This window comes from Hyella patelloides LEGE 07179 (assembly GCF_900659865.1).
GTDB classification, from domain to species: domain Bacteria; phylum Cyanobacteriota; class Cyanobacteriia; order Cyanobacteriales; family Xenococcaceae; genus Hyella; species Hyella patelloides.
The window spans coordinates 15,767-28,989 of the sequence record NZ_LR213832.1 but is presented as its reverse complement, the minus strand read 5'-3'; the positions used below and the strand labels follow the sequence as shown (position 1 = coordinate 28,989).

10 protein-coding genes and 1 pseudogene are annotated in these 13,223 nt (G+C 40.1%); 6 read left to right on the top strand and 5 right to left on the bottom strand.

Annotation, left to right across the window (positions count from 1 at the left end; genetic code table 11):
• The coding region (locus H1P_RS36025; protein WP_186375946.1) for a recombinase family protein at positions 1-1,627 on the top strand (1,627 nt) is incomplete at its 5' end.
• On the opposite strand, the gene H1P_RS12595 is transcribed toward H1P_RS36025, so the two are convergent.
• Complete coding sequence (locus H1P_RS12595) at positions 1,624-2,745, bottom strand: TAXI family TRAP transporter solute-binding subunit (protein WP_144867579.1); 1,122 nt, start codon at positions 2,743-2,745, stop codon at positions 1,624-1,626. The two genes, H1P_RS36025 and H1P_RS12595, sit on opposite strands and share 4 nt — an antisense overlap.
• 414 nt (positions 2,746-3,159) lie before the next feature.
• Here H1P_RS12595 and H1P_RS12590 point away from each other — a divergent pair, with 414 nt between their 5' ends.
• A complete protein-coding gene (locus H1P_RS12590) occupies positions 3,160-4,977 on the top strand; it encodes a TRAP transporter permease (RefSeq protein WP_144867577.1) in 1,818 nt (605 codons plus the stop codon).
• A gap of 27 nt (positions 4,978-5,004) precedes the next feature.
• Here the strand turns inward: H1P_RS12590 and H1P_RS12585 are convergent, their stop codons facing one another.
• From H1P_RS12585 to H1P_RS12575, 3 genes and pseudogenes are all read right to left on the bottom strand, one after another.
• The gene (locus H1P_RS12585) at positions 5,005-5,424 is read right to left on the bottom strand and encodes a hypothetical protein (RefSeq protein WP_144867575.1); all 420 of its coding nucleotides are present in this window, start codon (positions 5,422-5,424) and stop codon (positions 5,005-5,007) included.
• 98 nt (positions 5,425-5,522) lie between these two features.
• Positions 5,523-6,330 (bottom strand): annotated as a pseudogene (locus tag H1P_RS39360) (ion transporter).
• A 44-nt stretch (positions 6,331-6,374) separates the two neighbouring features.
• Positions 6,375-7,253: a prephenate/arogenate dehydrogenase gene (locus H1P_RS12575; protein ID WP_144867573.1), complete on the bottom strand. Its 879-nt coding sequence runs from the start codon at positions 7,251-7,253 to the stop codon at positions 6,375-6,377.
• A gap of 282 nt (positions 7,254-7,535) precedes the next feature.
• Between H1P_RS12575 and H1P_RS12570 the strand changes: the two genes are divergently transcribed.
• Positions 7,536-7,901, top strand: a complete 366-nt coding sequence (locus H1P_RS12570) for a hypothetical protein (RefSeq protein ID WP_144867571.1) — start codon at positions 7,536-7,538, stop codon at positions 7,899-7,901.
• Between the two features lie 48 nt (positions 7,902-7,949).
• Here H1P_RS12570 and H1P_RS12565 read toward each other — a convergent pair whose 3' ends face one another.
• Positions 7,950-8,819: a LysR substrate-binding domain-containing protein gene (locus H1P_RS12565; RefSeq protein ID WP_144867569.1), complete on the bottom strand. Its 870-nt coding sequence runs from the start codon at positions 8,817-8,819 to the stop codon at positions 7,950-7,952.
• A gap of 367 nt (positions 8,820-9,186) precedes the next feature.
• Between H1P_RS12565 and H1P_RS12560 the strand changes: the two genes are divergently transcribed.
• From H1P_RS12560 to H1P_RS12550, 3 genes are read left to right on the top strand one after another with little or no spacing between them, the layout of a single operon-like run.
• On the top strand, positions 9,187-9,915 hold the full coding sequence (locus H1P_RS12560) for a (2Fe-2S)-binding protein (protein WP_144867567.1): 729 nt from the start codon (positions 9,187-9,189) through the stop codon (positions 9,913-9,915).
• Positions 9,915-10,910 carry an FAD binding domain-containing protein gene (locus H1P_RS12555; RefSeq protein ID WP_144867565.1) on the top strand — a complete coding sequence of 332 codons (996 nt, stop codon included), beginning with the start codon at positions 9,915-9,917 and terminating at the stop codon, positions 10,908-10,910. Before H1P_RS12560 ends, H1P_RS12555 begins: the two co-directional genes overlap by 1 nt.
• The gene (locus H1P_RS12550) at positions 10,907-13,030 is read left to right on the top strand and encodes a xanthine dehydrogenase family protein molybdopterin-binding subunit (RefSeq protein WP_144867563.1); all 2,124 of its coding nucleotides are present in this window, start codon (positions 10,907-10,909) and stop codon (positions 13,028-13,030) included. Before H1P_RS12555 ends, H1P_RS12550 begins: the two co-directional genes overlap by 4 nt.
• Positions 13,031-13,223 lie beyond the last annotated feature (193 nt).

The window sequence follows — 13,223 nt, the reverse complement described above, 5'->3', positions numbered from 1 at the left end:
TCCTGATTTTACAGAAGATAATACTCTCTATTCTCGGATGGGGGAGTTATTGCTTAAGTGGCGTAATTGGTGTTTGAATAGAGGCTTATTAACTTACGGGATTATATATGAGCTTTATTGGCGTTATTTATTACTTGCGCCTCAATATCAAAAGCATTTAAGGCAGCGTCACCAAATTATTTTAGCTGATGATACCGATGATTATCCCGCGATCGCAAAAGATTTATTTGAGTTATTATTGGATAAAGGGGTGCGTGGTGTCTTTACCTATAACCCTGATAGTCAAGTACGTTTGGGTGTGAATGCCGATCCTGGTTATTTAAAACAAATTGCTAAACGTTGCCGAATAATAGACATTACTGGGGAGAATTTTTCATCTTCTGAATCCAAAATCGCTTCGCAATCGTACTATAGCAAGAACGACTATATAGATCTAGCTGTTGAGTTAGTTTCAGAGAATACTTATGGTATTAGCCTTCCTGATACTATTCAATCGATTCAAACTATCTCCCGTGCAGAATTATTACGCACCACCGCACAAAGTATTATTGAAGCAATTAAATCAGAAGGTATTAAAGCAGAAGAGATTGCCATTATTGCTCCTGGTTTAGATGAAATTGGGCGTTATACTCTGATAGAAATTTTATCGGCACAGGGAATTGCGGTTACTCCAGTTAACGAGCAACGTCCTTTAATTAGCTCTCCTACAGTAAGAGCATTACTTACCTTGATGGCACTTGTTTATCCTGGGATTGGCAAATTAGTAGACCGCGACTCCATTGCAGAGATGCTAACTATTTTGTCTCAAACTTATGTAGAGGGTAAATTAATTCCCCAAATCGATCCTGTAAGGGCGGGTTTACTGGCAGACTATTGTTATCATGTCGATCCTGAATTTCCCGATCTATTACCGATAGAATCCTTTCCTCGTTGGGATAGATTAGGCAATCAAGGCGCAACAGCTTATCAAAAAATTATTGATTGGGTGACACAAACCAAAGAACAACAGCTAAAACAATGCTATGTTACCCCTGCAATTTTCTTGAGTAAAGCGATCGCCTTCTTTTTAGGCAAAAGCGAGAAGATGACTTATCCCCACCATACCCTATCCGCACTGCGGGAATTAATTGAAACCGCCCAACACTATTGGGAAGTAGATCGTCGATTAAGACAAGTTCAACCCAGCTTACAAACCCAAGCAGTTACCGTCGCTAACTTTATTACTCTACTTCGTCGGGGTACTATTACCGCTAACCCCCGCCGTAATAATCAATTTACACCCTCAGAAAGTGCGGTTTCTCTGGCTACTATCTTCCAGTATCGCTCTTTACGTACTGCACACCGTCGGCAATATTGGCTGGATGCTGGCTCTCCTCTCTGGGAACAAGGAGGTGCTGCAACTTTATTTGGCGCACCATTATTTTTACAATCATGGTCTGGATACGGTTGGATGCCAGAAGACCAATATAATCTGGATCGAGAACGCTTACAAAGAATTGTCCGCGACTTGTTAGGCAGAGTATCAGAAAAAGTAATTCTCTGTCATAGTGATTTAGGTGTCAACGGTACAGAACAAATGGGTGCATTATTCCCCTTAGTGCAAGCATCAAGACAAATTGAAAATTAGGCGTTGGTGATTTTAGGCATGAAACAAATTCTGAATTCAGATCGAACTGTACTCAAACCTTCGGGAATTGTTAATTCTTGTTCTTGATAATATTGCATTGCCCCTTGGTGTAACGGTACAGTTAAACCAGACATTGATGAAATTAATCTCATCTCTTTAGTCGCGTGATGAAATTCCTGGAGTGCGGGTAAATTTTCATAAATTGTTTTGGTGGTTTGGTAAACCGTTTCATCATCTATATCGGAACGAACTACCAAACAGTTGGGTTGGGCAATGGTTTTGATTGGCTCTGGCTGATTGGGATATGCGTTAGCTTCTATCGTGTATGGTACCCATACAGGAAAAGTAGCATTAATTTTTTTTAGTTGTTCCTCGGTAAATTCCAAAATAGCGATTTTCTCTTTTCCCATTGAGGCATATAACTGGGCTATGGCTGGGACGGGAGGTGCTACGGGTACGGTCATTGCTTCAAGACGACCATTTTGCATTGCTTCTGCGCCTTCAGAATATCCCAGATTCTCAACAATAAAATCTTCGTCGACATTAAAGCCTAATTCCCCAAGAATAGTACGACTAGAAATTTCTGTTCCCGAACCGCGTTTGCCAACGGAGAAGGTTTTTCCTTTCATATTAGCTATATCTTCAACATTGCCTGTTTCGATAAATTCACGGTAGACGATAAAATGCTCTACATTGGGCCAAAGCGAAGTTATCGAACGAAATCCTCGTTCTGGTCGATCCTGATATTGACCTGCACCCGACCACGCCATTTCCGCAAACAAGCTCTGCAAAATAGCTAAATCGGCTTCGTTATTTTTGAGCAGTTGAATATTTTCTGCCGAACCCGCCGAATCGATCGCATTCATTCTTAATGGAGCCTCTTTGCTGACCACATTAGCGATCGCTACTCCCACAGGATAGAATGTTCCGCTAGTGGTAGCGGTAGTTAAGATTAAAGACTGATTGTTGGAAATAGTATCTGTTTGTGATAACTCAGAATCGGATTCTGGTTCAGAATTGCTGGCTTGCGGTTCGTTACTATTACTACACCCAGAACTCATAATGGGCGAAAGCAAAGCACTGGCTGCCAACATTTGAATAAAAGATTTACGTTTCATGACAAAATTCCTCTTTAGAAAGTGTTACTGTTTAAAATTTCAATCACTTTGGCTTCGACAGCGAGGGACTTCACTTCCTAGATAAACACCTGTTATTTAGAGTTACTGTATACCTTGACATTTAGTTAATAATTTTAAAAGGAATCAGGAAAAAAAGAAACTGAAAAAAACTATTAGCAACAAACCGTACTATTATTGATTTACTTCATATTCTTCGCGTATTTCCTCTATTGATGAGCGTTTCTGTGCGCCATACCCATTCGTCCCATCCCGTCAAGCAGGATAATTAAGTATAAATGAAATATGTGTTGTCTTCAAGAAAAGTATTTCCTAACGTCAAATCACCAAGGCCAAAAAGCAATTGGTGTGAGCTTTTCTCCGTCTTAATTAAGCTACAATTGCTAACAAAAAGCCATGCATAAATCGACGGCAACTGAGAATAAAACCTCAGAAACCCCAGCTAGAGTAACGCTTTCGGAAAAGCTTCAATCTTTACTTTACTGTCTGGCGATCGCAACTTCTTTATTTCACCTTTGGGTTAATACTTTTGGTACGCTCAGCGAATTTTGGCGCAATAGTCTTCATTTGGGATTACTGGGGGCAATGGGCTTTCTTGCTTATCCTCTACGTCCCAAAAACCCATCTCGCTGGTCGAGCATAATTGATATCGGGTTTAGTACATTGATGTTGGTGGTTGCTGTCTATTTTATTCTGGCGGAGAATTTCCTAATCGAGCGCAATTTAGAACTGACAATTTTTGATTCAGTTATCGGGATCGTTGCCATTGTCTTAACTTTAGAATTAGCACGAAGAACTACAGGAGTTATCGTTCCCTTGCTCAGTGTTTTTTTTCTGAGCTACATTTTGTGGTGGGGTAAGCTGATTGAGGGTTTGTTTTATTTTCGTGGCATGAGGTTGAACAGAATACTCTATCGGATGTCTTTTAGCGACCAAGGGTTATTTGGAATTACCACCTCAATTTCTTCAACCTCTGTATTTATGTTTGTTTTGTTTGCTTCTTTTTTGCTCAAGTCTGGCGGGACTGATTTTATTATTAAATTATCAAAAGCCTTAACTGGAAAGATCGCTGGAGGGTCTGCTTTAGTTGCAGTAGCAGCTTCGGGACTAATGGGGACAATTTCAGGGAGCGCGGTTGCAAATACAGTATCTACTGGTTCGATCACCATTCCCCTGATGAAACGGACTGGTTTTAAAGCCGATTTTGCAGCAGGAGTTGAGACAGCAGCTTCAGTGGGCGGACAGCTAATGCCTCCAGTAATGGGTGCAGGAGCTTTTATTATGAGCCAGTGGACGGGTTTACCCTATCAAACCATTGTGAGCGTGGCTTTTCTGCCAGCACTAATGTATTTTGCTACGATAGGTTTTTATGTTTGGCTGGAAGCGCAAAAAAATCAGCTAGAAGCGATCGAGGAAACATCGCCTTCAATTGTTCAAATCATTCGCCCAGGAATTCCTTTTATTCTGCCTATTGTAGTTCTGGTGGGGTTATTAATATTAGGTTACACGCCTACTTATGCAGCAGGATACAGCATTTTAGTCACAATTGTTAGCTCTTGGCTTAGCGATCGCCCAATGAAGCTTAAAGATATTTTGGATGCTTTGGCAATAGGGGCAAAAAACATGGTGGTTACGGGAATTTTATTGATAGCAGCAGGATTAATTATCGGTTCTATTGCGACAACAGGAATGTCAATTACTCTTTCTCAAGTACTAATAGATTGGTCTGGAGGCAATTTGTTGTTGGCTCTCATCTCAATTGCCCTGGCTTCTCTAGTGCTAGGAATGGGTTTGCCTGTAACTGCTGCCTACATCATGCTAGCAGTCCTAGCAGCTCCTGCTTTAGAAAATATGGGTATCTCCCTCTTAGCAGCCCACCTGATTATTTTTTGGCTTTCACAGGACTCTAACGTTACGCCTCCAGTGTGTTTGGCAGCATATGCAGCAGCGGGAATTGCGGAAACTTCACCTCTCAAAACAGCGATCTCTGCTTGGAAATTAGCCAAAGGTTTGTATATTATGCCCCTGCTATTTGCTTTTACTGCTTTAATTGATGGCAGTTGGAGCGAACGATTAGTGGTTTTCGTTTTTGGTTTATTAGGACTTTTTATTTTGACTACTGCTATTACTGGTTACTGTTTTCGACCCCTTAATATAGGCTCAAGAATAGCTTTATTTGGTCTATCTTTATTGATTTTTCTTCTCATGCAGTAGTTGACTATACTCTACCTACTTAAATGTTCAATGATTAATGTTCGATGATAAAAATTTTTGCCATTTAGCTGCTAATTCTGCTTCTGTGAAAGGAATTTTAACTACTTTATTATCTTTTCTAAAATTAAAGGTTAATTGAGGAATATCTTGAGTTTTTTTAGTAGGTAAATTATTAATATCAATAAGGCGATCGCCCAAGCTTAACTTAATATCTGCAACTTCTTGTAAAGAGAAAATTTCTAAACCTGAAATTCCTTGAGGCGTAGGTTTTCCCCAAGTAATTTGATTATCTTTTAATCCCATTACGGCGTAAATATCATACTTAGCTTTCTCAAACTGTTCTGACCAAATACGATAACCTTCTACTTTTTGATATTCTTTCCAACCCACCCAAGTTAAGCCAATAATTAAACCCAGCAAAGGCAACCAAATTAATCCTCTTTCCATAATTTAACCCTCATATAAAATTAATTAAATTTACCAAGGTGATTAGAAAGCTGTGGTTACCTTGGCATCACTCACTTTCAATTTTATCTAACTACTTATTACCTTAATTTATTTCCACACTGTTTACAAAACTGAGCATCAGGATCGTGACGAGATAAGTTACATTGCTCGCATTTCTTTTCTACCAAACCAACTTTTTTGACTATTTGACCCACAAATTCACTTAGCTGCCAAGGAATAAATAAAACCCCTGTTAGGATCATGAATAAAGTCATGACTCTTCCTGGTTGTGAAAGGGGAGTAACATCACCATATCCTACTGTAGTCATGGTAACAACTACAAAATAAAAAGCATCAAAAAAGTTTTTTAAGCCATCACCATTAACGTGATGCTCCATTTGATAAATTAAACCAGCATAAATAAATATTATAGAAAATAAAGTCAGAAAGACACGAATAAAAACAATATTTTCTCCCGCCTTAACCCCTAAATATTTTTTTTCTAGTTCCCAAAAGCGAATAATTCTCAAAATACGGAACCAACGAAATATCCGAATAAAGCTAATATCTACTAAGCCGAATAATAAGGGTAATATGGCAACTAAATCAATTAAGGAAAAAATACTCCAAAAAAACTTTTTTTTTCTGTTCTGCTACCCAAAAGCGTAAAATATATTCTATAGTAAATATAACTAAAATTACCATATCTACTACTTGAAAAAGTTCTTTCAAACTATCTCCAATAGGATAAGTACTCGCCACAAAAATACCTAAAGATGCAAAAATTAGACCCAAGAGAAAAAGATTAATACCTAATCCAATACCTGTTTCTATATCCTCTAGATAAAAAGCAATTTTTTTGCACCATTTATTTAAAGAACTATTCCAAGATGCTATTGTATTCATAACAATAGAAAAACCTTTAATATTTTATTTTTATTTTTCTTGATTTAATTGAGAAACTTTGGTCGAGCTTGATGATTTTCAGTTAATAATTGTTGTAAATTATCCCAATTTTTAGTTTCAATAAGTTCGATAATATGCTCTAAACGATCGCGATAACCATAAAGCGAGCGCAATAAAGAGTCTTGATTATATTGTGCCATCATTGTGCCTAATTCTGGATTACCCCCACCCACTCTACTGGTATCGCGAAAGCCCGAACTTGCTAAATTTTGCGCTAACTCTAAGACATCTGTGTCTGTTTCACCCAAGCAAGCAGCAACCAAACCAGCACTTACCATCACAGGAAGGTGAGAAATCCAAGCAACAGCGCGATCGTGGACTTCTGGAGAACAAATATAGGGAATTGCGCCTAAAGATACGGCTAACTGTTTTAATTTGTCTAAATTTGCAAGGGGCTGACCCCGCCCTCGAAGGGCGGGGCTTGTACGCCCCGTCGATTTATCTGGGGGTGTAAACACATAAGCTGCGCCCTGAAACAAATTACTCTGTGCAGCATTAATACCCTGTTGGGCTGTTCCCGCCATCGGATGTCCACCAATAAAATTATCCCATAATTTGCTACAGGCTTCGACAATGGGCTGTTTGACAGAACCGACATCCGTCACAATAGTATCATTATCTAAATAAGGAATTAGTTTTTCTACAATAGGAGCAATTTTATCCATAGGAGTACAGATAAAAATAATTTCGGCTGCTTTAAGAATGCTTAAATCTGTACTAGCCAGATCGACAATGCCTTTTTCTAACGCAACTTTACAAGTTGCTTCCTGACGCGATACCCCTAAAAGATCGTGATTTTGCGATCGCAAATCTATCGCCAACGAACCACCAATCAAACCCAAACCCACTATGCCAATTTTCATCTTTGATGAGGTAAATACACAAACACCCCATCATTATCTAACATTGTGGGAATATCAAAGTTTTCCAGCTTGTTTGATTCCAACAGCGATCGCATTATTAAAAAATCTCGTTATATTCCCAAGTGGTTCATAAACAATATAGAGAGGATGCAATGATGAGAAAGTGGCAATCACAGAAATATTAAGGGTTTTGATTTTATAGATATTACTAGCATGAAAAATACTGTATTTGGGAATTATTTAAGTAATAGTGTCAAGTAAAAATTGTTCAAGGCATAAAATATGAGTAAATATATCAAACAAGTTACGGCAAATCAAGAAACTATTACAATAGAATTTAATGATTGTAGAAAACTAACAGCTTCAATAAATTTTTTGAAATTTGTTAGCGACAAGATAGCAACAAAACCCTGGAATATATTCGACTTAATTACGAAAAATGATTTTGTTATCGCTTCTGGTGGAACTACAGACTTTCCTAGCGATAACAAAACAATTTGGTTTGAAACAAAGCATTTAAAAAAGAGTTGTGCTATTACAACGGCATGGTACTGGTATAAAAATCAAGATAAGTTAGGAGAAAAGATTAGTGGTCAAAAGCTCCCTAATAATCAGAAGGTTTCAGATAGACATATAGTTTTAGAGTAATCATTGTAACCTTTCCCTTGATTTTGTATATCTGAGTTGCTGCTCGATCTACTTAAATAAACAGTCTTTGATAAAGTTAGATAAAGCCAAAGATGGCTGCTTTTTATGCCAAACTGCTGCAATTGTTAATAAGGGAACGGGTTCGACTAAAGGAAGATAAACTACTCGAGCATTATGTCGCGTTTTGCAACTAGCAGCTATTAGTGAAATGCCCATACCTGATTCGACCAAACGCAGTTGAACTTCCGAGGGACTAGCTTCTTGAACAATTTTTGGCTGAAATCCTGCTTGATCGCAAAGCTGCATAATTTGCTCATGGGCATCGGGTTTAATATCTTTAGGACATAGTATAAAAGATTCTGACTTTAGCGACCGCAGTTCGATACTTTCTTGCTCAACTAAAGGATGCTCTGGTGGTAAGACAACTACTAAAGGCTCACTAAGAATAGTTACGCTATCGAGTTCGGAATTGGTAATAGGAGCATAACAAAAGCCAACATCTATCTTTGCCGTTAACAATGCCTGAATTTGTGATTCTTTGGTCATCTCTATTAGATTGACTGGGGTTTCTGGATGCTGTTGGCGAAATTTATCAATTAACTCTGGCAAAATGCGATCGAAGGCACAAAGAGAAAAGCCGATAATTAACTGGTTAGTCTTGGTTGCTTGCTGTGCTACATTTACCGCTCGTTGCGCTTGAGCCAAAGTTAATCTGGCTTCATCTAAAAAGGCTTTTCCTGCTTTGGTAAGAGAAACACTACGCTTACTACGCTGGAATAATTCTATCCCTAATTCAGTCTCTAACTGACGAATTTGGCGACTCAGAGGTGGCTGTTGTATGTAAAGCTTCTCGGCTGCTCGTCGAAAATTTAGCTCTTCTGCTACTGCTACAAAATATTTAAGCTGTCGCAATTCCATAAAGCAAATTAATACTTATTTAGTATCAGTTTAACTAAAAAAAGTATTGGACAGAATCGCTTCACCCACTGCATCATAAAATTTGTAGTCTTAATGGGAATTAAATGCGATTTAATAGCAACAATTCGGCATAAAAAAAATAATTTAATATATTTTGCTGAGAGAGGAATACTAAAGAACAAAAAAGTACGAGCATACCATTTTGCCTTTAACTATTTCTAGAAAATGTCAGTGCAGCTTAGTTAAATTTCTAAATTTTGTCATTTTTGTGTCATATTCTACCCTTAAAATTAACAATTAAAAAATTATTGCTGAAGCTACGCTGCACTATTAGAAAACTATAAATAAGATCGAAGAGAAGAATATAATGTCAAACGAAGAAAAAAAACTCTCGCCAAAACAAAGATCTCGACGTAATTTTTTGGGGCAATCCCTAACAGCAGCAGGAGCAGCAATCGCTGCTCCATCTTTGCTCAATTCCTGTCAAAATAAAACAGCAGATTCTGCTTCAAATGATCTAGTTGAAGGCGAAACTATGATAAGACTAAAAATAAACGGTGAGTTCCAGAAGCTTAATGTCGAACCACGAGTAACATTGTTAGATGCGCTGCGGGAACAGCTAGGATTAACAGGAAGTAAAAAAGGTTGCGACCACGGTCAATGCGGAGCTTGTACGGTAATCATCGACGGAGAAAGAGTTTATTCTTGTCTCACTTTAGCAGTGATGCAAGAAGATAAAGAAATTACTACTATCGAAGGTTTAGCAACAGAGGATAATTTGCATCCAGTGCAAATGGCATTTCTAGATAATGATGGTTTTCAGTGTGGTTATTGTACCCCAGGACAAATATGTGCCTCAGTTGCCTTGCTAGATGAAATTAAAAATGGTTCTGTTAGTTATGTTACCCCCGATCTAACCAGCCCTCCTGAATTGGCTTCTTTATCGGAAACTGAAATAAAAGAGAGAATGAGTGGTAATTTATGTCGTTGCAGTGCATACAATGGCATTGTCGCAGCCGTACAGCAAGCTGCTGGGCAAACTCCGCCCTCCCCTGCTGCGTCAATTGAGAATCAGCAAGTAGAGGAAGTAAGCTAATGAAAAATTTTGCTTATGTACGCCCTAACTCCGTTGAAGATGCGGTGAGTCGGGCAACAAGCGATCGCGATGCTCTATTTATTGCAGGTGGCACTAATCTAGTCGATCGCCTGAAAGTGTTTTTAGACGAGCCATCTCAACTCCTTGATGTATCTCGTTTGGCAATGAAACAAATCGCCACAACCAATGAAGGAGGCTTGAAAATTGGTGCGCTAGTTACCAATACAGCTTTAGCCAATAATATTGATGTGCGGAACAATTATCCTCTGCTCTCTAGGGCTATTCTAGCTGGGGCTTCCCAACAAATTCGCAATATGGCAACGGTGGGGGGAAATCTGATGCAGCGCACTCGCTGTCCCTACTATTACGATACTGCTTTTCCTTGCAATAAACGCCAACCAGATACAGGCTGTCCAGCAGCAACTGGTATTAATCGCATTCATGCCATTTTGGGATCTAGCGATCGCTGTGTAGCAGTTAATCCCTCAGATATGTCCGTAGCAATGGTAGCACTAGATGCGACATTAGAAGTTCAGGGAGTTGAGGGTAAGCGGGAAATTCCTTTTGTCGATTTTCATCGTCTGCCTGGCAATACTCCCGAACGCGATACTAATTTAGAACCTGGAGAATTAATTACCGCAGTAATTTTACCTCCCGTATCCTTTGCTCAATCGGGGGTCTATCTCAAGCTACGCGATCGCGCTTCCTATGCTTTTGCTTTAGTTTCAGTGGCTACCGCTTTAGAAGTTTCGGGAGAACAAATTAAAAATGCGAGAATTGCCTTGGGTGGAGTGGCACACAAACCTTGGCGAGCAACTGAAGCAGAAGAATTTTTAATCGGTAAGGCAGCAAACAAATCTAATTTCGAGCAAGCAGCAGAAATAGCCCTAAAAGATGCTCAAGCCCTTGCTCATAATGGATTCAAAATAGAACTATCAAAAAGGGCAATTCGTCGCGCCCTAGCAGTTTCAGCACAAGGAGGAGGAGAAGCATGAATCAGATTATTGGTACATCAGTTAGTCGCAAAGACGGACGGGTTAAGGTTACAGGGGAAGCAACTTACGGAGCAGAACACCAAATTCCAGGTTTAGTTCACGGTTATTTAGTAACTGCAACTATTGCTAACGGACGTATTCACAATATCGACACTAAAGAAGCAGAGGATAACCCTGGAGTGATTGCAGTTTTCACCCACAGAAACCAGCCGAAGATATTTCAACCTAGTAATGGTTTCTTCGGTCTTTACGAATCGAGGCTACCTTTAGCGGACGATCTCATTCATTATGCAGGACAGATCGTTGGCTTAGTTGTAGCAAATACCTTGGAAAGAGCGCGGGATGCTGCTCATTTAGTAAAAGTGCAATACCAAACAGAACAACCCCAAGTTGAGGCACAAAAAGCAACTTATCAAAAAGCTCCTTCTCTTTTTGGGGAAGATTTTGAATTTCAGGAAGGGACGTTCGAGACAGGGGATTTCTCGATAGCTAGCTCGGATGCTGCTGCAAAGACAGAAGCAACCTATACTACTGAAATAGAAATTCATGCACCAATGGAACCTCACGCACTGGTAGCTCATTGGGAAAATCAAGATTCGGTAACGGTTTACGAACCGACTCAGTGGGTAAAAGGTTCTCAAAGAACTTATGCCGAACTGTTAGGTATTCCTGTCGAGGGGGTTCGGATCATCAGTCCCTATATCGGCGGAGCATTTGGTTCAAAGGCATTTCCCTGGCCTCACGGTATTCTCTGTGTTGCTGCTGCTAGAGAAATTCAGCGTCCTCTTAAAGTAGTTGTCTCCCGTCGTCAAATGACTGCTAACACTGGACATCGATCGCAAACCGAACAAACTATGCGCTTGGCAGCTAACAAAGACGGCAAACTAAAAGCGATCGAGCATACAGCCAAAACTTGCACTTCCCCAGTTAAAAATTTTCCCGAACCCTGCACTGGCATCACCCCCGTTCTTTACGCTACGCCGAATATGCGACTCAAACAAGAGATAGCAGTACTTAACGTGGGTGCGCCTACTTTTATGCGTGCGCCTGGGGAAAATCCAGGGATGTTTGCTTTAGAGTCTGCTATGGATGAGTTAGCTTGGGAGCTTAATATAGACCCAGTAGAATTGCGTTTGAGAAATGAAACAAAAGAACATCAGCGCAAAAAACTGCCATTCTCAGCAAAACATTTTGCAGAATGTTTGAAAACAGGGGCAGAAAAGTTTGGCTGGAGTCAACGCCAGATGCAACCACGTTCTCAGAAGCAGGGCGATCTGTTAGTCGGTTGGGGAATGGCATCCTCCGCCTTTCCCGCTTTACGAAGTAGTGCGGAGGCTCAAGTACGCTTACTTCCCGATGGTACGGCTCACGTTTTGACATCAGCTAATGATATGGGAACGGGAGCTTACACTGTGGTAGCAATGACTGCTGCGGAAACTCTAGGGCTGCCAGTAGCCAAAGTTAAGGTGGAATTAGGGGACTCAGTGTTGCCAAATGGCGGGATGGCTGGAGGCTCTCAAATGACTGCTACCCTTACTCCTGCGGTTTTAGCTGCTTGTCAGAAAGTTCTCGAAACAGCAAACGCCCAAAACGCACCAGAAGCTTTTGCCAACCTCCGCGAGTCGGGACGTGCAGCCTATGAAGCAACTGCATCATCTGCTCCTAGTGAAGAGAGTAAAAAGTTTGCTTTTAACTCTTGGGGGGCGCATTTCTGTGAAGTTACTGTTGATGAAGAAATTGCTCGTCTCCGCGTAACTCGTTGGGTTTCGGTAATTAATATCGGGCGAGTCCTTAATAGCAAAACAGCAGCTTCTCAGATACGCGGCGCCGTAATTATGGGCATTGGACAAGCTTTAATGGAAGAATGTCATTTCGATCCCAATACTGGCTATCCTGTAGTTTACGACTTAGCGACTTATCACTACCCAGCCCATGCAGATATTCCCCGCATTGAAGTAAATTTTGTTGGTGAGCCAGATTTCAATTTTAATCCGATGGGTGTGCGTGGAGTGGGCGAAATCGGGATTACAGGCGTATCTGCTGCTGTTTCTAATGCCGTGTATCACGCTACTGGCAAGCGTATCCGCAGTTTGCCTATTACTCCCGATAAATTACTTTGAATATCGAGATCGAGGTTTAACTCCTCCACTAAAGATAAATAAGTAGAATAAAGCCTAGTGGTCGTCAACTCTACACAGACGGGTTGAATTTCTGAGGTGAATTATATTATAAATAGATTTTCTTCAGGGATTTTACCGCGTCTTAGGTATCAACAAAGCATCTCCAACTATTGTGGCTGCGGTTAAGGAGGTT

Coding starts and splice junctions, on each gene's coding strand:
- H1P_RS12595 (WP_144867579.1), bottom strand. CDS start 2,745: ATGAAACGTAAATCTTTTATTCAAATGTTGGCAGCCAGTGCTTTGCTT.
- H1P_RS12590 (WP_144867577.1), top strand. CDS start 3,160: ATGCATAAATCGACGGCAACTGAGAATAAAACCTCAGAAACCCCAGCT.
- H1P_RS12585 (WP_144867575.1), bottom strand. CDS start 5,424: ATGGAAAGAGGATTAATTTGGTTGCCTTTGCTGGGTTTAATTATTGGC.
- H1P_RS12575 (WP_144867573.1), bottom strand. CDS start 7,253: ATGAAAATTGGCATAGTGGGTTTGGGTTTGATTGGTGGTTCGTTGGCG.
- H1P_RS12570 (WP_144867571.1), top strand. CDS start 7,536: ATGAGTAAATATATCAAACAAGTTACGGCAAATCAAGAAACTATTACA.
- H1P_RS12565 (WP_144867569.1), bottom strand. CDS start 8,819: ATGGAATTGCGACAGCTTAAATATTTTGTAGCAGTAGCAGAAGAGCTA.
- H1P_RS12560 (WP_144867567.1), top strand. CDS start 9,187: ATGTCAAACGAAGAAAAAAAACTCTCGCCAAAACAAAGATCTCGACGT.
- H1P_RS12555 (WP_144867565.1), top strand. CDS start 9,915: ATGAAAAATTTTGCTTATGTACGCCCTAACTCCGTTGAAGATGCGGTG.
- H1P_RS12550 (WP_144867563.1), top strand. CDS start 10,907: ATGAATCAGATTATTGGTACATCAGTTAGTCGCAAAGACGGACGGGTT.